This window comes from Caballeronia sp. LZ034LL (genome assembly GCF_031451215.1).
GTDB lineage: Bacteria > Pseudomonadota > Gammaproteobacteria > Burkholderiales > Burkholderiaceae > Caballeronia.
This window is the reverse complement of record NZ_JARUXR010000001.1, coordinates 2,263,203-2,283,956: the sequence shown is the minus strand read 5'-3', so window position 1 is coordinate 2,283,956 and position 20,754 is coordinate 2,263,203. Positions and strand designations below refer to the sequence as shown.

The 20,754-nt window shown below is 65.4% G+C and carries 20 protein-coding genes; 3 read left to right on the top strand and 17 right to left on the bottom strand.

Going from position 1 to position 20,754, the window contains the following annotated elements; genetic code table 11:
- Positions 1–696: 696 nt before the first annotated feature.
- The 3 genes from waaC to waaA all read left to right on the top strand — a co-directional run bounded on the left by waaC (position 697) and on the right by waaA (position 4,042).
- Positions 697–1,692 carry a lipopolysaccharide heptosyltransferase I gene (gene waaC / locus QCE83_RS10540; RefSeq protein ID WP_309809447.1) on the top strand — a complete coding sequence of 332 codons (996 nt, stop codon included), beginning with the start codon at positions 697–699 and terminating at the stop codon, positions 1,690–1,692.
- Positions 1,693–1,775: 83 nt separating this feature from the next.
- Complete coding sequence (locus QCE83_RS10535; protein WP_309809445.1) at positions 1,776–2,660, top strand: Kdo hydroxylase family protein; 885 nt, start codon at positions 1,776–1,778, stop codon at positions 2,658–2,660.
- Between the two features lie 32 nt (positions 2,661–2,692).
- Positions 2,693–4,042, top strand: coding sequence for a lipid IV(A) 3-deoxy-D-manno-octulosonic acid transferase (waaA, locus tag QCE83_RS10530; protein ID WP_309811642.1), 1,350 nt, complete (start codon positions 2,693–2,695; stop codon positions 4,040–4,042).
- A 3-nt stretch (positions 4,043–4,045) separates the two neighbouring features.
- Here waaA and QCE83_RS10525 read toward each other — a convergent pair whose 3' ends face one another.
- From QCE83_RS10525 to urtA, 17 genes are all read right to left on the bottom strand, one after another.
- On the bottom strand, positions 4,046–5,224 hold the full coding sequence (locus QCE83_RS10525; RefSeq protein ID WP_404984761.1) for a glycosyltransferase: 1,179 nt from the start codon (positions 5,222–5,224) through the stop codon (positions 4,046–4,048).
- 165 nt (positions 5,225–5,389) lie between these two features.
- A complete protein-coding gene (ureG, locus tag QCE83_RS10520; protein WP_309809441.1) occupies positions 5,390–6,040 on the bottom strand; it encodes an urease accessory protein UreG in 651 nt (216 codons plus the stop codon).
- Between the two features lie 8 nt (positions 6,041–6,048).
- Complete coding sequence (locus QCE83_RS10515; RefSeq protein ID WP_309811640.1) at positions 6,049–6,729, bottom strand: urease accessory UreF family protein; 681 nt, start codon at positions 6,727–6,729, stop codon at positions 6,049–6,051.
- A complete protein-coding gene (ureE, locus tag QCE83_RS10510; RefSeq protein ID WP_309809439.1) occupies positions 6,716–7,360 on the bottom strand; it encodes an urease accessory protein UreE in 645 nt (214 codons plus the stop codon). Before ureE ends, QCE83_RS10515 begins: the two co-directional genes overlap by 14 nt.
- 16 nt (positions 7,361–7,376) lie before the next feature.
- Positions 7,377–9,083: an urease subunit alpha gene (ureC, locus tag QCE83_RS10505; protein WP_309809437.1), complete on the bottom strand. Its 1,707-nt coding sequence runs from the start codon at positions 9,081–9,083 to the stop codon at positions 7,377–7,379.
- Positions 9,084–9,110: 27 nt separating this feature from the next.
- On the bottom strand, positions 9,111–9,416 hold the full coding sequence (locus QCE83_RS10500) for an urease subunit beta (RefSeq protein ID WP_309809435.1): 306 nt from the start codon (positions 9,414–9,416) through the stop codon (positions 9,111–9,113).
- A gap of 14 nt (positions 9,417–9,430) precedes the next feature.
- A complete protein-coding gene (gene ureA, locus QCE83_RS10495; protein ID WP_309809433.1) occupies positions 9,431–9,733 on the bottom strand; it encodes an urease subunit gamma in 303 nt (100 codons plus the stop codon).
- Positions 9,734–9,831: 98 nt separating this feature from the next.
- On the bottom strand, positions 9,832–10,551 hold the full coding sequence (locus tag QCE83_RS10490; protein ID WP_309809430.1) for an amino acid ABC transporter ATP-binding protein: 720 nt from the start codon (positions 10,549–10,551) through the stop codon (positions 9,832–9,834).
- A complete protein-coding gene (locus tag QCE83_RS10485; RefSeq protein ID WP_309809428.1) occupies positions 10,538–11,188 on the bottom strand; it encodes an amino acid ABC transporter permease in 651 nt (216 codons plus the stop codon). The genes QCE83_RS10490 and QCE83_RS10485 overlap by 14 nt, the downstream gene beginning before the upstream one ends.
- A complete protein-coding gene (locus tag QCE83_RS10480; RefSeq protein ID WP_309809426.1) occupies positions 11,185–11,862 on the bottom strand; it encodes an amino acid ABC transporter permease in 678 nt (225 codons plus the stop codon). The genes QCE83_RS10485 and QCE83_RS10480 overlap by 4 nt, the downstream gene beginning before the upstream one ends.
- Positions 11,863–11,880: 18 nt before the next feature.
- The gene (locus QCE83_RS10475) at positions 11,881–12,678 is read right to left on the bottom strand and encodes a transporter substrate-binding domain-containing protein (protein WP_309809424.1); all 798 of its coding nucleotides are present in this window, start codon (positions 12,676–12,678) and stop codon (positions 11,881–11,883) included.
- Positions 12,679–12,859: 181 nt separating this feature from the next.
- Positions 12,860–13,720: an urease accessory protein UreD gene (locus tag QCE83_RS10470; RefSeq protein WP_309809422.1), complete on the bottom strand. Its 861-nt coding sequence runs from the start codon at positions 13,718–13,720 to the stop codon at positions 12,860–12,862.
- Between the two features lie 29 nt (positions 13,721–13,749).
- Complete coding sequence (urtE, locus tag QCE83_RS10465) at positions 13,750–14,442, bottom strand: urea ABC transporter ATP-binding subunit UrtE (protein ID WP_309809421.1); 693 nt, start codon at positions 14,440–14,442, stop codon at positions 13,750–13,752.
- An 847-nt stretch (positions 14,443–15,289) separates the two neighbouring features.
- Positions 15,290–16,159, bottom strand: coding sequence for an urea ABC transporter ATP-binding protein UrtD (gene urtD / locus QCE83_RS10460; protein ID WP_309809419.1), 870 nt, complete (start codon positions 16,157–16,159; stop codon positions 15,290–15,292).
- Positions 16,156–17,361, bottom strand: a complete 1,206-nt coding sequence (urtC, locus tag QCE83_RS10455; protein ID WP_309809417.1) for an urea ABC transporter permease subunit UrtC — start codon at positions 17,359–17,361, stop codon at positions 16,156–16,158. Before urtC ends, urtD begins: the two co-directional genes overlap by 4 nt.
- Positions 17,362–17,364: 3 nt before the next feature.
- Positions 17,365–18,969: an urea ABC transporter permease subunit UrtB gene (gene urtB / locus QCE83_RS10450; RefSeq protein ID WP_309809415.1), complete on the bottom strand. Its 1,605-nt coding sequence runs from the start codon at positions 18,967–18,969 to the stop codon at positions 17,365–17,367.
- Positions 18,970–19,054: 85 nt separating this feature from the next.
- A complete protein-coding gene (gene urtA / locus QCE83_RS10445; RefSeq protein ID WP_309809413.1) occupies positions 19,055–20,368 on the bottom strand; it encodes an urea ABC transporter substrate-binding protein in 1,314 nt (437 codons plus the stop codon).
- Between the last annotated feature and the right edge of the window lie 386 nt (positions 20,369–20,754).

The following is a 20,754-nucleotide window of genomic DNA, read 5'->3' as shown; positions in this document are numbered from 1 at the left end:
CCATGCGCAAGCTGCTTACTATCATTAACGCGATCGCCAAACATGGCGTGAACTGGAATCCGTGCTTTCATATCGCTTGACTTGCAAGACGGTTGCTCATAGGCCACACCGGGCGTGGATCGCGGACCCACTATGCAACCGCGCCATCAAACAAACTGGTACAGCCCCTCAAAGCTCCGGCGCTGCGCTACGCGCCGCCGTCCGGTCAATCGGGTCTGCTCGTGCATCCTTGCTAACGGATCCATCTCACTGCATCAGCCCAACGTTGGTTTCCCTTGCATACCCTTCGGCAGCGCGTAGCGCTGGGCCGGAACTCTTAGGTGCTGCACCAGTTCGTTAAACGGCGCGTTGTCACAGTGGGTCCGCGATCCACGCCCGGTGTGGCCTATGAGGGCACTCTCTATTGCCGGGCCAGTGAGGCAATTCTGTGTCGTGCCGCTAGGTGACGCTGGGCGAGAGAAAAGCTGCTTTCTTTGGTGACTTTCTTTGCAGCAGCAAAGAAAGTTACCCCCGCCCCGGGGAGGGGCAGTGCTAGTAGACCGACGCGATAACGGGAAGTCCATAGAAGTGCAAGCAAGCAGAGACAACCTCCACGCGAAGGACCAGAGCGAAGACCCCCGCTCCGACGAGAGGCCCGCCGCGCTAAAATCCCCCCTTTACCCTCCATCCCGGCGCCCACGGCGCCACTCCCCCGGCGTGCAAAAGATCCTGATCGTCCGCGTGTCGTCGCTTGGCGACGTCGTCCACAATATGCCGGCCATCGCCGACATCCGCCGCCGCTATCCGGATGCGCAAATCGACTGGCTCGTCGAAGAAAGCTTCACCAGTCTCGTCGAACTGGTCCAGGGCGTGCACCGCGCCATCCCGTTCTCGCTCCGACGCTGGCGCAAGTCCATCGCCTCACCCGCCACCTGGCGCGAAATCGGTCAGTTCAAGCGCACGCTTGCCGCCGAAAACTACGATCTCGTCATCGACTGCCAAGGCCTCATCAAAACCGCATGGGTCGCAAGCTGGGCCCGCGGGCCGCTCGCCGGCCTCGCCAACCGCACCGACGGCGCCGGCTTCGAATGGCCCGTGCGCTTCTTCTACGACCGGCGCGTCCCCGTCGAGCCGCGCACCCACGTCGTCGAACGCACCCGCAAGCTGGTAGCCGCAGCCCTCAGCCTGCCCGACCCGCACACGACCGACGACATCGACTTCGGCCTCGACACCCGACGCGCCACGCTCGCCGTCTCCGAACTCGGTCTCAACCTGCCCGTGCCCTATGTCGTGTTCGTCCACGCCACCTCGCGCGCCGACAAGCAATGGCCCGAAGCCGCCTGGATCGAACTCGGACAAGCCCTCGTCACGCGCGGCGCATCGCTCGTGCTGCCCTGGGGCAGCGAAGCCGAACGCGCAACCAGCGAAAAGCTCGCGAAGGAATTCGGCGCAGCCGCCATCGTGCCGCCCAGGCTGTCGCTGCCGGCCGTGGTCGGGCTGATCGAAGGCGCGGCGGCGACAGTCGGCGTCGATACCGGCCTGGTGCATATTGCCGCGGCGCTGAAGCGGCCGACCGTCGAGTTGTACAATTTCTCGACCGCCTGGCGCACCGGCGGCTACTGGTCGCCGCAAGTCGTCAATCTCGGCGACGCAAGCCGCCATCCCACGCTTGCAGACGTCAAAACCGCCCTCGCAGGCTTCGGCCTCCTGTAGCGCTTTAGCGCAGGGGCCGCACGCGCGGGCAACGCGTGGGATAGCACAGCGGTCATTCAAGCTCGAAGCAAGGTCATAGTTACATGACGGAATCGCAAATCATCGAAGTCGCCTCCGCCGACTGGCACGGGAAAAATCTCTCCGTGCCGCGCGAGACGCTGCTGGCCGGCGTCGAAAACGGCAAGGTGCTGTATTTCCCGAATCTGCGTTTCGCGATCGACGGCGGCGAACGCGCGCTGCTCGATCCAAAGATCGCCGATCCGAAGCGCAAGAACATCAGCCTCGCGCCCAACGGCGGCGCGCTGAACGGCGTACTCGGCGATGCCGTGATGCAGTCCGCCGTGCGCTCGCTCATCAAGCGCTATCAGGACAACGCGCGCTCGCTCGTCGACGGCCTGTTCCCCGAATACGACGGCAAGCTGCGCGTCGCGCCCACCAGCCTGCGGCTGCATCAGGTCGAAACCCGCGAGACCTCATGGCGCAAGGACGACAGCCGCCTGCACGTCGACGCCTTCCCGTCGCGCCCGAACTACGGCGAGCGCATCCTGCGCGTGTTCACCAACATCAATCCGCAAGGCGCGCCGCGCGTCTGGCGCGTGGGCGAGCCGTTCGAGGACATGGCGCAGCGCTTCCTGCCCGGCATCAAGGCGCAGGCGCCCGGCTCGGCCTGGCTCATGAACCTGCTGCACATCACCAAGTCGCGCCGCAGCGAGTACGACCATCTGATGCTGCATCTGCACGACGCGATGAAAGCTGACCTCGACTATCAAAAGGTCTCGCCGCAGGAAACCATGCCGTTCCCGCCCGGCTCGGTATGGGTCTGCTTCTCGGACCAGACCTCGCATGCCGTGATGTCCGGCCAGTACATGATGGAGCAAACCTTCTTCCTGCCCGTCAAGGCCATGGCCCGTCCCGAGTGCGCGCCGCTCGGCATTCTCGAGCGCCTGAAGGGCAGGGCGCTCGTTTGAGCGGCGCCGCTTCCCCGAGTCTGGCCGCCGGCGTGCTGAGACGGATCTACCGCGCGCTGTGGTGGATCGTCGCGCCGCTCGCGGTGCTGCGGCTCCTGATCCGCTCGCGCAGGGAACGGGGCTATCGCGAACACATCGGCGAACGCTTCGGACACATGCCGCCGCACGGCGGCCGAAGCGCCGGCGATCTCGCACCGCTCATCTGGGTCCACGCGGTATCGGTCGGCGAGACGCGCGCCGCGCAGCCGCTCATCGAGGCGCTGATCGACGCGCATCCCGAAGCCCGCATCCTGCTCACCCACATGACGCCGAGCGGCCGCGCCACCGGTGTCGAGCTGTTCGGCGACCGCGTGCTGCGCAGCTATCTTCCCTACGATCTCCCCATTCTCGTGCGACGCTTCCTGCGGGCGTGGCGGCCGTCGCTCGGCATCGTGATGGAAACCGAGGTCTGGCCGACGCTCATCGACGAATGCAAGCGTGCCGACGTGCCGCTCGTTTTGACCAACGCGCGCATGTCGCAGCGCTCGTACCGGCGCGCGGCGAAGTTCGGCCGCGCGGTGCGCGAAGTGTTCGGCGGCTTCTCGCGCGTGCTCGCCCAGACGCCTTCCGATGCCGAACGGCTCACCGCGCTCGGCGCCCGCAATGTCGCGGTGCTCGGCAATCTGAAGTTCGACATGAGCGCGCCGCCCGAACTGATCGCGCGGGGCCAGGCATGGCGCGCGGCGATCGGCGAGCGGCCGGTGTGGGTTGCGGCCAGCACGCGCGAAGGCGAGGAAACGCTTGTGCTGCGCGCGTTCGCGGCGCTGGACATGCCGCATGCGCTGCTGATTCTCGTGCCGCGTCATCCGCAACGTTTCGACGAAGTCTCCGCGCTGCTGTCGAGCCATGGGCTCACGAGCACGCGCCGTTCAGTGTGGGCGCCCAAGCCGGCCGCGGCGGGTTCCGGCGCCGATACCCCTGAGCCCCTGCCGGCCAACGTGCAGGTCCTGCTCGGCGATTCAATGGGCGAACTCGGCGCGTACTATGCGGCCGCGGATGTGGCGTTCATCGGCGGCAGCTTGTTGCCGCTCGGCGGGCAGAATCTGATCGAGGCGTGCGCGGCCGGCGTGCCGGTGCTGATCGGTCCGCACACCTTCAACTTCACGCAGGCCACCCGCGACGCCATTGCCGCCGGCGCGGCGCTGCGCGTCAAGGATCCGCAGGAACTGGCGCAGGGCCTGCGCGAGATTCTCCAGGATCGCGCCCGGCGGCTGGCCATGAGCGCAGCGGCCTCGGCCTTCGCAGCGGCGCATCGCGGCGCGACGGCGCGCACGGTGAGCGTGCTGGGCGCGCTGCTGGAGGAAAGCGAGGCGGCGCGCGATGCCGCATCGCTCGCCGAATAAAGGTCAGTGCGGCTTGCGCGAGAGCAGTTCCGTCACGCAGCGCGCGAAGCGCTCGTTGCTCGCAGCGATGCCATACTCCTCGGCGCGCTCCGACGCGCGCTGCTGCATGCTGGCGCGCAGCGCATCGTCGGTCAGCACGCGATGCAGCGCCTGTGCGAGTTCATCGACGCCACCGACCGGAAACAGAATGCCGAAGCGGCCGTCGCCGAGAATCTCGCGCGGACCGGTCGGACAGTCGCTCGCGATCACCGGCTTGCCGAGCGCGAGCGCTTCGAGCAGCACCATCGGCATGCCTTCATAGCGCGAGCTCAGCACCTGTAGCCGCGCGCCCGCTGCCAGCGCATGCGGATTGTCGAGCTGACCCATGAAGTGCACGCGGCCATCGACACCCAGTTCCTTCGACAACGCTTGCAGCTCGCCGCGAAACGCGCCGTCGCCGACGATCACGAGATGCTCGCGAATGGCCGGATCGCGGATCAGTTGCGCATACGCCCGCAGCAAGGTGCGATGGTCCTTCTGGATTTCATCGAGACGCGCGACCGACACGATATACGGCGCATCGCAAGGCGGCGTCTGCGCTGCGGCGCCGTTGCTGCGAATCCGCTCGATGTCGATGGCATTGGGCAGCGTGAACAGCCGTTGCAGCGTGTCGCCGAACATGGCGCGGGCCTCGTCGGCCATGTGCTGGTTGAGCGCGCCGACGCCGTCGTAGCGGGCGAACTGCGTCGCGAGCCGGCGTTGCTTGCGCGGCCGGTTGGCGAGGCGCGCGTCGAAACTGAAATGATTGACGCCGAGCCACGCCACGCCGAACTGCCCGGCGAGACGGCGCAGCGACATGTCGTAGTCGACGATCAGCGCATGGCGGCGCGCAAGCTCGGCCACGCGGCGTTTCACATACGGACGCACGGCGAGCGTGTTGAACACGTCGCGCCCGACGCGCCCAAGCTTGCTCAGGCTCTGCGCATAGCGGCGTTTCTGGAAGTGATTGAGCCAGTCCTGATCGGCGAGTATTTCGATGGCGACATCGGCCGGCACGAGCGGACGAAAGCGCTCCTCGAAAGCAGGCGACGGGTGCATGACCGACAGCGTGACCGTGAAGCGGTTGCGGTCGAAGACATGCAGCCATTGCATCAGCGACGACTCGATGCCGCCGTTGCCGAAGTCGACAATGTGAAACAGCACCGGAATACGGCCGGCCGGAAAATGTGCGGGCGAACGAGGGGACAGGGCAGCGATGGACACCGTGCAGCGCCCGCCGCACAGCGCGGGCGTGGAATGATTGCGAAGCCGTCATGCTACCGCATGCGCGTGCCGCGCTCATGAAGCGGCGCGCACTGCGACATCAATTCACGAAACCAGCAGGCCCTTCTTCTCGATGAACGCGATCACCTGGGCCAGCCCTTCCTGCGCCTTCAGATTGCACATGACGAAGGGACGTTCGCCGCGCATCTTGCGGGCGTCGCTTGCCATGATGTCGAGGTTCGCGCCGACATGCGGCGCCAGATCGGTCTTGTTGATCACCAGCAGATCCGACTTCGTGATGCCCGGTCCGCCCTTGCGCGGAATCTTCTCGCCGCCCGCGACGTCGATCACGTAGATGGTGAGATCGGAGAGTTCCGGGCTGAAGGTTGCCGCGAGATTGTCGCCGCCCGATTCGATGAACACGATATCGGCGTCCGGAAACTTCGACACCATGCGATCCACCGCTTCGAGGTTGATCGACGCGTCCTCGCGAATCGCCGTGTGCGGGCAGCCGCCCGTCTCCACGCCCATGATGCGCTCGGCCGGCAGCGCGCCCGCCACGGTCAGCAGGCGCTGATCTTCCTTGGTGTAGATGTCGTTGGTGATGGCGACGAGGTCGTAGCGTTCGCGCATCGCCTTGCAGAGCATTTCGAGCAGCGTCGTCTTGCCGGAACCGACCGGCCCGCCGACGCCGACCCGCAAGGGCGGCAGTTTCTTGGTTCGACGGGCGGCGGCGGAATAGGCGGGAGCGTTCATGAGTCGGGCTAGGAACGAAAGAGTCGGGAGTATTGGGATTCGTGCCGTGCGGACAGGATGCCCAGTTGCGGCGCGAAGGTGTTGATCCGGTCGGGCGGCGTAGCGAGCGCGCGGCGCACGGCATCGTCGATGGGTCCGCGCAACGCGACGATGATGCGCTGCCCCGCGAGCTGGCCGAGCGGCACGGCCTTGAGGGCGGCGGCCGCCTGGTTCTCGACCCAGCTGAACGCGTAGGCGGCGAGTGCGGCGTCAGGCGCGGCGTCGTGCGCGAAGGCGGCAAAGGCGAAGGCGGTGGGCTGCGCAACCGGCTTGAGCGCTGCGAGCGTCTCGCGGCGCGCGGCATCGCCCCATTCGAGCGACGCGCACAACTGCGCCAGCGACCAGCCCATCTGCTCGGTTTCGCGCCGCAACTCCGCCGACTCGCGGCTCGCGAGATAGGCGTCGTTGGCGGCGCGGAGCGCGGCTGCGTCATGCGTGCGCCAGGAATCGATCTGATGCGCGAGCAAGGGCAACTCGCCGCGCGCAAGCACTGTAGAAAGGCCGCTTTCGATCCACTGGCGCGCGCTGTCGCCGTCGTGGATCAGGCCATGCTCGATGGCCGCTTCGAGCCCTTGCGAATAGCTGAACGCGCCGATCGGCAGTGCCGGCGACGCGAGATGCAGCAGCGCCGTGAGTTCAGCGATGCGCATGGCCGTGGTGAGCGTGGCCGTGATCGTGATCGTGCGAATGATCATGACCGCATGACGAGTGATCGTGGTCATGCGAGTGATCGTGGCCGCATGACGAATGATCGTGATCGTGCGCATGCCCGTGATGCTCGTCGAACACCTTCTGCGCGAGCGCATAGTCTTCGCTGAAGGTTTCGTCGTGACCATGCTTGTGGCCGCCGCCATACGCGCCGGTCTCGGGCTGGAACGGCTGGGTTTCGTGCGCCACCAGCACGCCGAGGCGCTTCAGCATGTCTTCGAGCACGGCATCCGCTTCGAGCTTCAGATAGTCCGTGCCAACTTCCACCGGCGTATGGCGGTTGCCGAGGTGGTAGGCGGCCCGCGTCAGCAGCCGCACGCTCGGCGCGCGCACGACCAGCACGTCTTCGGCAGCCGCGACGACCCGCACGAAGCCGCCGTCGTCCGCGACCAGCATGTCGCCATCCGCGAGCACGGTGCCGCGCGGCATCACGAGCGCGACTTCCTCGCCGCTGTCGAGCGTCGCGGCGAGACGGCTCTTGCAGCGCGCGTCGAAGGGCAGCGTCAGGGTGGGCGCGCGCTTCACGAGCACGGGCGCGAGTTTCGCGGTCAGGCGTTTGTCGATGGTACGCATGGCGTTCGGCATGGCATCAGAACAGGAAGTAGCGCTGCGCCATCGGCAGGACGGTGGCGGGATCGCAAGTGAGCAATTGTCCGTCGGCGATCACCTGATAGGTCTGCGGATCGACGCTGATGGACGGTTGCCATGCATTGTGAATCATGTCGGCCTTCTTCACATTGCGGCAGTTGCGCACCGCGACCACCTGCTTGGTCAGCCCGTAGCGGTCCGCGATGCGCGCTTCCATCGCCATCTGCGACACGAACGTGAGCGAGGTCTTGCCGAGCGCGCCGCCGCGCGTGGCGAACATCTCGCGGTAATGCACCGGCTGCGGCGTCGGAATGGAGGCGTTCGGGTCGCCCATCTGCGCCAGCGCGATCATGCCGCCCTTGAGAATCAGCGACGGCTTCACGCCGAAGAACGCCGGTTCCCAGAACACGAGGTCCGCCCACTTGCCCGGTTCGATCGAGCCCACTTCATGCGCGATGCCGTGCGTGATCGCCGGATTGATCGTGTACTTGGCGACGTAGCGTTTCGCGCGGAAGTTGTCGTTGCGGCCGGTGTCCTCGGGCAGCGCGCCGCGTTGCACCTTCATCTTGTGCGCCGTCTGCCAGGTGCGGATGATGACTTCACCGACGCGGCCCATGGCCTGCGAATCCGACGACAGCATCGAGAGCGCGCCCAGATCATGCAGGATGTCTTCGGCGCCAATGGTCTCGCGGCGGATGCGCGACTCGGCGAACGCGATGTCTTCCGCAATCGACGGATCCAGGTGATGACACACCATCAGCATGTCGAGGTGTTCGTCGAGCGTGTTGACGGTGTAGGGGCGCGTCGGGTTGGTGGAGGAGGGCAGCACGTTCGATTCGCCCGCCACCTTGATGATGTCCGGCGCATGCCCGCCGCCCGCACCTTCCGTGTGATACGTGTGGATCGTGCGGCCCTTGAACGCGGCGATGGTCGTCTCGACGAAACCCGCCTCGTTCAGCGTGTCCGTGTGGATGGCGACTTGCGTGTCGGTGTCGTCGGCCACCGAGAGGCAGTTGTCGATGGCCGCGGGCGTCGTGCCCCAGTCCTCATGCAGCTTCAGGCCGATCGCGCCGGCCTTCACCTGTTCGATCAGCGGCGCCGGCAGGCTGGCGTTGCCCTTGCCGAGAAAGCCGAGGTTCATCGGCCAGCCGTCGGCGGCCTGGAGCATGCGCTCCATGTGCCACGGTCCCGGCGTGCAAGTGGTTGCGTTGGTGCCGGTCGCGGGGCCGGTGCCGCCGCCGAGCATCGTGGTGACGCCGCTCGCGAGCGCTTCGTCGATCTGCTGCGGGCTGATGAAGTGGATGTGCGTATCCACGCCACCTGCCGTGACGATCAGCCCTTCGCCCGCGATCACTTCCGTAGCCGCGCCGATGGCGATGTTCACGTTCGGCTGGATATCCGGATTGCCGGCCTTGCCGACGGCGAAGATGCGGCCGCCCTTGATGCCGATGTCGGCCTTCACGATGCCCCAGTGATCGAGGATCAGCGCGTTGGTCACGACGGTATCGACCACGTCGGCGGCGGCGCGTTGCGACTGGCCCATGCCGTCGCGGATCACCTTGCCGCCGCCGAACTTCACTTCTTCGCCGTAGGTGGTGAAGTCGCGCTCGACTTCGATGATGAGGTCGGTGTCGGCGAGGCGCACGCGGTCGCCGGTCGTCGGGCCGAACATTTCCGCATAAGCGCGGCGGCCGATGCGTAGCGTCATATTCTCAGCGTCCTTTGCGGGAATGATTTAAAGCGGACCCATCACGAGGCCGTTGAAGCCGTACACATGACGGTCGCCCGCGAGCGCCACGAGCTCGACCGTGCGTTCCTGGCCCGGCTCGAAGCGCACGGCGGTGCCTGCCGCGATGTTCAGCCGGAAGCCGCGCGCCCGCTCGCGCTCGAACTTGAGCGCCGCGTTGACTTCGTAGAAGTGGTAATGCGAGCCGACCTGCACCGGCCGGTCGCCATGATTCGCGACGACGACCGTCACGGTCTCGCGGCCCGCGTTGAGTTCGTGCTCGCCGTCGTCGATGAAATATTCGCCGGGAATCATCAGCGTCGCTCTGCTCAGGGAATCGGGTGATGGACGGTCACGAGCTTCGTGCCGTCGGGAAAGGTCGCTTCGATCTGGATGTCCGGAATCATCTCGGGGACGCCTTCCATCACGTCGTCGCGGGTGAGCAGCGTGGTGCCGTAGTGCATGACCTCGGCGACGGTCTGGCCGTCGCGCGCCGCTTCCATCAGCGCGGCCGAGATGAACGCCACGGCCTCGGGATAGTTGAGCTTCAGGCCGCGTGCGCGGCGGCGTTCCGCGAGCAGGGCCGCGGTGAAGATCAGCAGCTTGTCCTTTTCTCTGGGTGTCAGTTTCATGAGCTTCTTGGGCAGAAAGGCGTGACGGGCCGCGCCATGCTAGCACCGGAACGTCCTGTTTCGTTAGCCTGCTTCCGTTCTTACGGATGGCTTGCGGCTCACTGGATGAAGCGCTGCAACTCCACGGTCGAGGGCCGTTCGAAGATGGCGTCCGGCGCGCCGGATTCCCACACGCGTCCCTGATGCATGAACACGACCTGGTCGCTCACCTTGCGCGCGAAGCGCATCTCGTGCGTGACCATGATGAGCGTCATGCCGTCGCGGGCGAGGTCTTCCACCACGGCCAGCACTTCACCGACGAGTTCGGGATCGAGCGCCGAGGTGATCTCGTCGCACAGCAGCACGGTGGGCTTCATGGCGAGCGCGCGGGCGATGGCCACGCGCTGCTGCTGGCCGCCCGACAACTGGTCGGGATAGGCGTCGAACTTGTCGCCGAGGCCCACGCGTTCCAGCACCGAATGCGCGGTGGCGCGGGCCTTGGCCTTGTGGATCTTCTTGACTACCGTTTGCGCGAGCATCACGTTCTGCCCGGCGGTGAGATGCGGGAACAGGTTGTACTGCTGGAACACCATGCCCACCTTGAGGCGCAGCGCGCGCAGGTCGGCGTGGCGCGCGTCCATGTGCTCGCCGTCGATTTCGATCGACCCTTCGTCGATGCTTTCCAGCCCGTTCAGCGTGCGCAGCAGGGTGCTCTTGCCCGAGCCGCTGCGCCCGATGATCGACACGACCTGGCCGCGCTCGACGGAGAAGTCGATGCCCCTCAGCACCGGGTTGGCGCCGAACTGCTTCTGGAGATTGCGGGTTTCAACGAGCGGCATGCCATTTCCTTTGAAGCGTGCGTGCATAGCGCGTGAGCGGATAGCAGAGCACGAAATAGATCACGGCCACGAGTCCATACACGAGGAAGGGCCGGAAAGTTGCATTCGAAATCATCGTGCCGGCCTTGGTCAGCTCGGTGAAGCCGATGATCGAGACCAGCGCCGTGTCCTTGACCGCCTGCACGGCGAAGCCCACCGTGGGACCGACGGCGATGCGCAGCGCCTGCGGCAGGACCACGTGGCGCAGCTGCTCGAAGTAGCTCATTGCGAGCGATGACGACGCTTCCCACTGGCCCGTCGGCACCGCTTCCACCGCGCCGCGCCAGATCTCCGCGAGATAGGCGCTGGTGAAGAGCGTGAGGCCGACGGTCGCGGCGAGCCACGGAGCGACGTCGACGCCGAGCAGCGGCAGGCCGAAGAACACGAGGAACAGCTGCATCAGCAGCGGCGTGCCCTGGAACACCTGGATGTAGCCCTTGACGAGCGTGCGCAGGATTTGCGACTTCGACACGCGCATGACGAGCAGCGCGAAGCCGACGATCCCGCCCAGCACGAACGACACGACCGACAGCACGATGGTCCAGCGCGCCGCGAGCAGCAGGTTCTCGACGATCTGCGCGAGGGTGAATTCGATCATCGCGCGTGACTCCGGCTGGCGGTGAGGAAGCGCTTGCCGGCCGCGTTGAGGACGGTGCGCAGCACGAGGGCCATCACGAGATACGCGCCCGTGATGAAGAAGCACGTCTCGAACGCGCGGAAATTGCGCGACTGGATATAGCTGGCCGCATAGGTGAGATCGGGCACGGAGATCTGCGAGACGACGGCTGAGCCGAGCATGGTGATGACGATCTGACTCGTCAGCGCGGGAAACACCTTGGCGAGCGCCTGCGGCAGCACGACATGGCGGAAGGTCTCGCCGCGCGACAGCGCCAGCGATGCCGCCGCTTCATGATGCCCCTTCGGCACGGCGCCGATGCCCGCGCGGATGATCTCGGTGGAATAGGCGCCGAGGTTGAGGGTCATCGCGAGAATGGCGGCGACGTACTCGCTCAGGTGGATGCCGAGCGCCGGCAAGCCGAAGAACACGAAGAACAGCTGCACGATGAACGGCGTGTTGCGGATTGCCTCGACATACGCGCCGACGAGCGTATTCAGCCACTGACGCGGGCTGTCGCGCCCGGCCGCGCCGAGCACGCCGAGCGAGACGCCCAGCGCGGTCGAGACGGCGGTGAGCGCAAGCGTCGTCGCCGCGCCGCTCGCGAACATGCCCGCGTATTGCGCGAGATCGGCGAACTCAAGTTCATAGGCCATGCTATGCCGCGCTCCCGGTCACAGGCTGGCGGGCAGCGGCTGCCTGAACCATTTCTTCGACATGCCGTCGAGCGTGCCGTCCTTCTTCGCCTGCGCGATCGCGCTGTCCACCTTGGCGAGCAGACGCGGCTCGTTCTTGTTCATGCCGACGAAGCACGGCGAATCCTTGATGACGAACTTGGCTTCGGGGCGGCGCGGCGGATTCTTCGCGAGGATCGCGGCCGCGACGATGTTGCCTGCCGCGATCAGTTGCACCTGTCCCGAGAGGAAGGCGGAGATGGTCGCGTTGTTGTCTTCGAAGCGTTTGATGGTGGCGTTCGGGGCCATCTGCGAGAGCGCGATCTCCTCGAGCGCGCCGCGCGTGGCGCCGACGGTCTTGCCGGTGAGATCGGCGGGGCCGGCAACCTTGATGTCGGCGGGGCCGAACACGCCCTGGAAGTAGGGCGCGTAGGCGGTCGAGAAGTCCAGCACCTTCTCGCGCTCGGGCGTCTTGCCGAGCGACGAGATCACGAGGTCCACTTTGTTGGTCGTCAGATAGGGGATGCGGTTGGCGCTGTTGACGGGCACGAGTTCGAGCTTCACGTTCAGCGACTTCGCGAGCAAGGCGGCCATGTCGACGTCATAGCCTTGCGGCTTCATGTCCGCGCCAACCGAGCCGAACGGCGGATAGTCCTCGGGCACGGCCACGCGCAGCGTGCCGTTCTTCGCGATGGTGTCGAGCGCATCCGCGTGGGCGGCGAGGGGCGTGAAGGCGGCGAGGGAGACGGCAAGGGCGGCGAGCGCCGTGCGGCGGGCGCGGGAGAACGGGGTGTGCATCGATGATCCTTCGGTCTTGATTCGATCCTGGCGGCCGCGTGGGAAGTGCGGCTCTTGAGCGAAGGCTTAAAGCGAGAGTCGTGCCATCGAGGCGATGGTCTTGTGCTGTCGGGCTTCCCGGTTCACGGGCGCCGTGGCGCGCCCCCTTGCGGGGCAGCGTGATGCGCCATCGTGGTGCGTACTAGGTAGTCCACAGGCGCAGCGGGCGCGCCTCGACGCCATGGACGACGGGACGCAGTTGTGTCCAGCATGCGGCGAGTGCGTTCTGCAGCGGTTCCATCGAGCGGCTGATGGCGCGCACGATCAGCACGCCCGGCGCGACGCAGGAAGCGGCGGCGCGGAGTTCGGCGTCGAAGGGCAGGCCGGCGGTGAGGGTTTCGGCGAGCGCATCGTCGCAGGCGGGGCCGACGGCCCATAGCGTGCCATAGGCCGGAAAGCCTGCGAGGCCTTGGGGTGAGTCGCGCAGCGGGTCGTCGGCGGCGAGCAGCGTGCGTTCGAGCCAGCGCGTGGCGCCGTTGCGGTGCCCGATGCGCGACAGCGCGCGGATGTGCCCTTGCGTCCACTTCTCGCCGGCGGCGGCGCGGCCGAGCAGCATGGCGTCCCAGCCGATGGCGGTGGCGTCGTCATCGAGAGTCAGGTTGAAGTCGAGCTCGATGTTGGATGACTCGAAGACGATGTTGTTTTGCGGCAGCCAGTCGAGCTTGGCGCCGGCGGCGAGCGTGATGTCGATGCGTTGGGTGGCGAGCCGGCCGTTGGCCTTGTACCACTTCGTGGCGCCGGGTGTGGTGATGACGGCGTGGGTGTGTTCGTGGAGGCGGATGTCGATGGAGAGGCGGTCGCCGCCCGCGACGCCGCCGGGCGGATGCACGATCACGGTGTGGCAGATGTCGGCTTCGGGATAGAGCGGGCGTTGCAGCCGCAGCGGTCCTTCGTGCTTGCGATGCGAGCAGACGGTGCGGCCGTGCTGATGCGTGAAGCCGAGTTCGAGGCGGCCGCGCCACACGTGGGGATCGGCGAGGGCGGCGTGCGATTCGTGGTGCATGGGCGAGGCGGGTCAGGGGTGAGTCGAGATCATACGGCGATCAGCTCGCGCACTCCATGCTGGTCCATTTCATTGCCGGCGCCGCCCGCGATGATTTCGCCGCGGCTCATGACCCAGTAGCGGTCGGCGAGTTCGCGGGCGAAGTCGTAGTACTGTTCGACGAGCAGGACGGTCATGCCCATTTCATCGACGAGCTGGCGCAGCGTGCGGCCGATATCGCGGATGATCGAAGGCTGGATGCCTTCGGTGGGTTCGTCGAGGATCAGGAGTTGGGGTTCGCTCATGAGGGCGCGGCCGATGGCGAGTTGTTGCTGCTGCCCGCCGGAGAGGTCACCGCCGCGGCGGTGTTTCATGTCCCTTAGCACGGGGAAGAGCTCGTAGATGCGGTCGGGGATTTTTGAGGGGGCTTTGCGGCTGGCGGCGCCGACTAGCAGGTTTTCTTCTACGGTCAGGCGGCCGAAGATGTCCCGGCCTTGCGGGACGTAGGCGAGGCCGCTCGCCACGCGGGAGTGGGTTGGGATTGTGGAGATTGGCGTGCCTCGCCAGGTTATGGTGCCGGTTTTGGTTGGGACTACGCCCATCAGGCAGCGCAGGAGCGTCGTTTTGCCTACGCCGTTGCGGCCTAGCAGGACAGTCAGCTTTCCTTCTGGCACGGTCATCCGCACATCGCGGAGGATATGGCTTCCGCCATAGTATTGGTTCAGGTTTTCTATTTCCAACATGGGTTTGGCTCTTGCGGTTGGGTTCGGTTTTGCTTTGCTTCGCTTTGCGTTGTTGTTCGTTTGCCTGTGCTTCTATGGACTTCCCGTGTTCGCGTCGGTCTATTAGCACTGCCCCTCCCCGGGGCGGGATTCGGCGCTCTGGTCCTTCGCGTGGGTTGTTGTGTTTGCCCGCGCTTCGATGGACTTCCCGTTATCGCGTCGGTCCATTAGCACTGCCCCTCCCCGGGGCGGGGGTAACTTTCTTTGCTGCTGCAAAGAAAGTCACCAAAGAAAGCAGCTTTCTTTCCCGCCCAGCGTCACGTAACGGCACGACACAGAACTGCCTCACTGGCCCGGCAGTAGAGAGTGCCCTCATAGGCCTAACCGGGCGTGGATCGCGGACCCACTGCGAAATCGCACCTCTGAACAAACTGGTGCAGCCCTTGCATGCTCCGGCGCAGCGCTACGCGCCGCCGTCCGGTCAATCGGGGCTGGGCTGCCCGTGCTTCCGTGTTAACGGATCCATCTCATTGCCCTTGCCTGCCACCGGTTTCCCTTGCATACCCTCCGGCAGCGCGTAGCGCTGGGCCGGCGCTTTCAATGGCTGCACCAGTTTGTTGAATGACGCGTTGTGGCAGTGGGTCCGCGATCCAAGCCCGGTGGGGCCTATGAGGGCACTCTCTACTGCAGGGCCAGAAACGCGGTTCCGTGTCGTGCCGCTAGGGGACGCTGGGCGGAAAAAAAGCTGCTTTCTTTGGTGACTTTCTTTGCAGCAGCAAAGAAAGTTACCCCTGCCCCGGGGAGGGGCAGTGCTAATAGACCGACGCGAAAGCGGGAAGTCCATAGAAGCCCAAGCAAAGGAACACGCTCATCGCCCAAGATAAGACTCAATCACCGCCTCATCACGCTTGACGGAATCCAATGTCCCTTCGGCCAAAACACTGCCTTCCGCCATGACAGTAACCTTCCCATCACCCCCCGCAAGCGCAGCAACAAACTCCATGTCATGTTCCACGACCATCATCGAACATGAACCCCGCAGCGTGTTCAACAACTCCGCTAATTCCATCGTTTCATGATCGGTCATCCCCGCCGCGGGCTCATCGAGCAGCAACAACGCCGGTTGCTGCATCAGCAACATCCCGATCTCCAGCCGCTGCTTCTGCCCATGCGACAGTTCCCCCGCCAGCCGCGTCGCCTGATGCTGCAGGCGAATCAACTCCAGCGTCTCCTCGATCCGCGCCTGCGCCTGCCTATCCAGCCGCGCCCGCAGCGAAGCAAACCAGCGCTTGTCCGTCTTCATCGCCAGTTCAAGGTTCTCCCACACCGGATGATTCTCGAACACCGTCGGCTTCTGAAACTTGCGCCCAATCCCCGTACGCGCAATCACCGGCTCCGACAAACGCGTCAGATCCAGCGTCTGTCCGAGAAACACGCGGCCATCGTCAGGTCGCGTCTTGCCCGTGATGACGTCCATCATCGTCGTCTTGCCCGCTCCATTCGGTCCGATCACACAACGCAACTCACCCACATCAATGGACAACGTCAGCTTGTTCAACGCCCGAAAGCCATCGAAGCTCACCGTCACGTCCTCCAGATACAGAATCGTCCCGTGCGATACGTCGATCTCCCCCGGCGCAAGCACATGCCCCAGCCCCGCCACACCATTCAAACCCGTGCGCTCGTCCAGTTGCGGCAGCGGCGGAAGATCCACGATCAATGCATTGTGCGCGGTCATTCCGCCGCCTCCGGTTGTGCCACGCCATGCGCCTTCCTGCGGCGCGCAAGTTCAATCAGGCCCATGATGCCGTTGGGCAGCAGCAAAGGCACCAGCGTGAAAATCAGGCCAAGGAAAAACAGCCAGTACTCCGCGAAATACGCCGTGAAAAAGCTCTTCGCACCATTCACCGCGAACGCACCAATGATCGGCCCGATCAAGGTGCCACGTCCGCCCACCGCCACCCAGATCGCCATCTCGATCGAGTTCGCCGGCGACATCTCGCTCGGATTGATGATGCCCACCTGCGGCACATACAGCGCCCCCGCAATCCCGCACAACACCGCCGACACCGTCCAGATGAACAGCTTGTACGCAAGCGGGCTGTAGCCAAGGAACATCAGGCGCGTTTCGCCGTCGCGCACGCCGGTCACCACGCGTCCCAGCTTCGACGTGACGATCCAGCGCGCCGCAAGAAACGCCAGCACCAGCACGGCGAACGTAATCAGGAACAACGCCGTCCGCGTGCCCGCATGCACAACCGGAAATCCCGCAATGCGCTTGAAGTCCGTGAAGCCGTTGTTGCCGCCAAAACCCGTCTCGTTGCGGTAGAACAGCAGCATCGCCGCAAAGGTCATCGCCTGCGTGATGATCGACAGATACACGCCCTTCACACGCGAGCGGAACGTGAAGAAGCCGAACACCCACGCCAGCACGCCCGGCACCAGCACCACCAGCAACAGCGCATACCAGAGATGCTCCGTGCCCTCCCAGTACCACGGCAGCTTGTGCCAGTCGAGAAACACCATGAAGTCGGGCAGGTCGCTCTTGTACACACCCTCGCGGCCGATCGAGCGCATCAGGTACATGCCCATCGCATAGCCGCCCAGCGCGAAGAACAGCGCATGGCCCAGGCTCAGGATGCCGCAGTAGCCCCACACGAGATCCAGCGCGAGTGCGCCGATCGCATAGCACATCAGCTTGCCGACCAGCGTCATCGCATACGCGGACAGATGGAACGTGCTCGTCTCCGGCAGCACCAGCGCCGATACCGGCACGACAATGCCCATCGCGATGACGAGCGCCAGCAGCGCGACCCAGCCGCGGCGCGGCAACAGCGCGGCGCGCGGCGGCAGGCCCAGCGCGAAACCGGCGCGGGCGGCGTCGGCGTCGGGTTGCGGCGCGACGTCGAGATTGGCGGACAGATTGGTCGTGGCGTTCATGACTCAGGCCTCCGCGCTGCGGCCCTTCAGGGCGAACATGCCCTGCGGACGCTTCTGGATGAACAACACGATCAGCATGAGCACCGCGATCTTCGCGAGCACCGCGCCCCAGAACGGCTCCACCGCCTTGCTGACCAGCCCGAGACCGAAGCCGCCGATCACCGTGCCCGCCAGCTGGCCCACGCCGCCCAGCACCACCGCCATGAACGAATCGATGATGTAGCTCTGGCCCAGATCCGGTCCCACGTTGCCGATCTGCGAGAGCGCACAGCCGCCGAGACCCGCGATGCCCGCGCCGAACGCGAACGCATAGGAATCGACCCGCGCCGTCTTCACGCCGACGCACGCGGCCATGCGGCGGTTCTGCGTCACGGCGCGCACGAACAGGCCGAGACGCGTCTTCGTCAGCACGCCCCACGCAATCAGCACGACGATCAGCGAGAAGGCGAGGATCGTCAGGCGGTTGTACGGCAGAATCAGGTTCTGCATCACGGCGATGCCGCCGCTCATCCACGACGGATTGGTCACCTGCACGTTCTGCGCGCCGAACAGCGTGCGCACGGCCTGGATCAGAATCAGGCTGATGCCGAAGGTCGTCAGCAGCGTTTCGAGCGGACGGCCATAGAGATGCTTCAGCACCAGCCGTTCGAGCACGATGCCGACCAGCGCCGCCGCCGCGAACGATACCGGCACCGCAAACAGCGGATACCAGTTGAACGCGGCAGGCGCGTAATGCTGGACGAGGTTCTGCACCACATAGGTCGCATAGGCGCCGATCATCAGGAACTCACCGTGCGCCATGTTGATCACGCCGATCAGCCCGTACGTGATCGCCAGTCCCAGCGCCGCGAGCAGCAGCACGCTGCCGAGCGACAGCCCCGCGAACAGCGTGCCGAAAATCTCGCTGCGGCGCTGGATCGAGTCCAGCGCGTAAATGCCTTCCTGCGCCGCGCCGCGCACGCGTTCATCCGGCTCGTTCCAGCTGCCGTCGGCCTTCTTCGCGACGATCGGGCGCAGCAGCTCGTACATGTCGAGGTCATGCCGGGCCGCGACGAGCTGCGCCGCTTCCAGGCGCTTGTTCACGTCGGGATCGTGCAGCGCGGTCATCGCCCAGAGCGTGTCGAGGCGCTTCTTCAATTCAGGATCCTTCTCGATGGCGCGGGCGCGATCGATCAGCGGCTTCATCGCCGGGTCCGGGCTCTTCAGCAGCGCGGCAATGGCATCGTGGCGCTTCGCGGTATCGGCGGAGGCGAGCTGCAGGCCGGACAGCGCGCCCGACACCTTGCTGCGCAGGGTATTGCTCAGCGTGATCGGCTGCGCATCGGGCGCTTCGGCCGCCTTGCCCGTCAGCGGGTCCTTGTTGCCGTCGTCGGTCTGGAGATAGACATGACCGTCGTCGGTCGCAACGGCGGAACCCTCCGACAGCGCGTTCAGCACGGCAACCGAAGGCGCATCCGCTTGAGCGATGAGCTTGTCGATCGCGGCGGCCTTGGCTTCGAAGTCGTCGCCCGCAAGCGGCGCGAGATCTTCCTGAGTGAGCGCATGCGCCGCGAACGGCGTGAGCGCGATGCACAGCGCGCACAGGATGCGCACGAGGGAACCGGTCATGTTGGCCTTTCTGGTGAGACTTCGAAGGCCGCGCGAGTCGGACACGCGCGGCCTGTGCTTCATCACGTCATCGACACGCAACGCATCAGGCGGCGCGCACGCGCTGGCGGCGCAGGAACGACGGGATCGAGCTGACCACGTCCGGCTTGCCTTCGTTGCCGGCAATGAACGGGCTCCACGGCTGCGCGCGGACCGCAGTCTTGGTCTTCCACACGACATTGAACTGGCCGTCGCCGCGAATCTCGCCGATCATCACCGGCTTGTGCAGGTGATGATTGCCGTCCATCGTCAGCGTGAAGCCGGACGGCGCGGGGAAGGTCTGGCCGATCATCGCGACGCGCACCTTGTCGACATCGGCGCTCTTCGCCTTCTCGACGGCCTGCTTCCACATGTGGATGCCGACGAAAGTCGCTTCCATCGGATCGTTCGTCACGCGCTTGTTTCCGCCCGGCAGGTTCTGCGCCTGTGCGTACGCGAAGAATTCCTTCTCGAACTTCGAGTTGTTCGGGTTCTTCACCGACATGAAGTAGTTCCAGGCCGCGAGGTGACCGACGAGCGGCTTGGTGTCGATGCCGCGCAATTCCTCTTCGCCGACCGAGAACGCGACGACCGGCACGTCGGTCGCCTTCAGGCCCTGGTTGCCGAGCTCCTTGTAGAACGGTACGTTGGAATCGCCGTTGATCGTAGAGACGACAGTCGTCTTTCCCCCCTGGGCAAAGGTCTTGATGTTCGCGACGATGGTCTGATAGTCGCTATGTCCGAACGGTGTGTAGACCTCTTGTATGTCCGCATCCTTGACGCCCTTGGAATGGAGGAACGCGCGCAGGATCTTGTTGGTCGTGCGCGGATACACGTAGTCGGTGCCGAGCAGAAAGAAGCGCTTGGCGTTGCCGCCTTCCGGTCCCATCAGGTACTCGACCGCGGGGATCGCCTGCTGGTTCGGCGCGGCGCCCGTGTAGAACACGTTGCGCGACATCTCTTCGCCTTCGTATTGCACGGGGTAGAAGAGCAGGCCGTTCAGTTCCTCGAACACCGGCAGCACCGACTTGCGCGACACCGAGGTCCAGCAGCCGAATACCACGGCGCACTTGTCCTGGGTCAGCAGCTGGCGTGCTTTCTCGGCGAACAGCGGCCAGTTCGACGCGGGATCGACGACCACCGGCTGGATCTGACGGCCCATCACGCCGCCGCTCTTGTTGATGTCGGCGATGGTCATCAGCGCCGTGTCCTTCAGCGACGTCTCGGAGATCGCCATGGTGCCCGAGAGCGAATGCAGAATGCCGACCTTGATCGGACCGGTGTCTCCCTGCGCGGCCTGGGCTTTCGAAATGGGAAGCTGACCCGCGAGGGCGAGCGCGCCCGACATGGAACCGAGCTTCAGCAGACTGCGACGTTTCATGAGTGTGTTCCCCTTGCCGATATGGTTGTGTGCGCAATGCGATTGCCCGCCGCAAATTGCAAGGGCTATGCCAATCAGGGCGAAATGCCCGGCCAGCGGGCCTCTGGCGGAAATCGGGGGAAGCTTTTACGCGGACGGACGGGTGATCGGGGCGGGGTTTTGGTGCACGGGCGGGGTGGTGTGCATCGTTGCGGTGCGCGAGCGCCCATGTGCCTTCGTCCGCGCTGAAGCGTGCGGGCCGTGCAGGGCGCGCGCGTACCGGATCCCGCGCGCCGGGAAGGCCGGGGTGGACGCGATATACTCAGTCGCTTGGCTGTCTTCGTTTGTTTCGCGCGCAAGGCGTCAGGGCCGGCGGCGCCCGATCAGGCTCATCGAGCCTGTCAAGA

Excerpts from the sequence above, each read along its gene's own strand:
- QCE83_RS10535 (WP_309809445.1), top strand. The coding sequence starts at position 1,776 with ATGACGGAATCGCAAATCATCGAAGTCGCCTCCGCCGACTGGCACGGG.
- ureG (WP_309809441.1), bottom strand. The coding sequence starts at position 6,040 with ATGAACGCTCCCGCCTATTCCGCCGCCGCCCGTCGAACCAAGAAACTG.
- QCE83_RS10515 (WP_309811640.1), bottom strand. The coding sequence starts at position 6,729 with ATGCGCATCGCTGAACTCACGGCGCTGCTGCATCTCGCGTCGCCGGCA.
- ureE (WP_309809439.1), bottom strand. The coding sequence starts at position 7,360 with ATGCGTACCATCGACAAACGCCTGACCGCGAAACTCGCGCCCGTGCTC.
- ureC (WP_309809437.1), bottom strand. The coding sequence starts at position 9,083 with ATGACGCTACGCATCGGCCGCCGCGCTTATGCGGAAATGTTCGGCCCG.
- QCE83_RS10500 (WP_309809435.1), bottom strand. The coding sequence starts at position 9,416 with ATGATTCCCGGCGAATATTTCATCGACGACGGCGAGCACGAACTCAAC.
- ureA (WP_309809433.1), bottom strand. The coding sequence starts at position 9,733 with ATGAAACTGACACCCAGAGAAAAGGACAAGCTGCTGATCTTCACCGCG.
- QCE83_RS10490 (WP_309809430.1), bottom strand. The coding sequence starts at position 10,551 with ATGCCGCTCGTTGAAACCCGCAATCTCCAGAAGCAGTTCGGCGCCAAC.
- QCE83_RS10485 (WP_309809428.1), bottom strand. The coding sequence starts at position 11,188 with ATGATCGAATTCACCCTCGCGCAGATCGTCGAGAACCTGCTGCTCGCG.
- QCE83_RS10480 (WP_309809426.1), bottom strand. The coding sequence starts at position 11,862 with ATGGCCTATGAACTTGAGTTCGCCGATCTCGCGCAATACGCGGGCATG.
- QCE83_RS10475 (WP_309809424.1), bottom strand. The coding sequence starts at position 12,678 with ATGCACACCCCGTTCTCCCGCGCCCGCCGCACGGCGCTCGCCGCCCTT.
- QCE83_RS10470 (WP_309809422.1), bottom strand. The coding sequence starts at position 13,720 with ATGCACCACGAATCGCACGCCGCCCTCGCCGATCCCCACGTGTGGCGC.
- urtE (WP_309809421.1), bottom strand. The coding sequence starts at position 14,442 with ATGTTGGAAATAGAAAACCTGAACCAATACTATGGCGGAAGCCATATC.
- urtD (WP_309809419.1), bottom strand. The coding sequence starts at position 16,159 with ATGACCGCGCACAATGCATTGATCGTGGATCTTCCGCCGCTGCCGCAA.
- urtC (WP_309809417.1), bottom strand. The coding sequence starts at position 17,361 with ATGAACGCCACGACCAATCTGTCCGCCAATCTCGACGTCGCGCCGCAA.
- urtB (WP_309809415.1), bottom strand. The coding sequence starts at position 18,969 with ATGACCGGTTCCCTCGTGCGCATCCTGTGCGCGCTGTGCATCGCGCTC.
- urtA (WP_309809413.1), bottom strand. The coding sequence starts at position 20,368 with ATGAAACGTCGCAGTCTGCTGAAGCTCGGTTCCATGTCGGGCGCGCTC.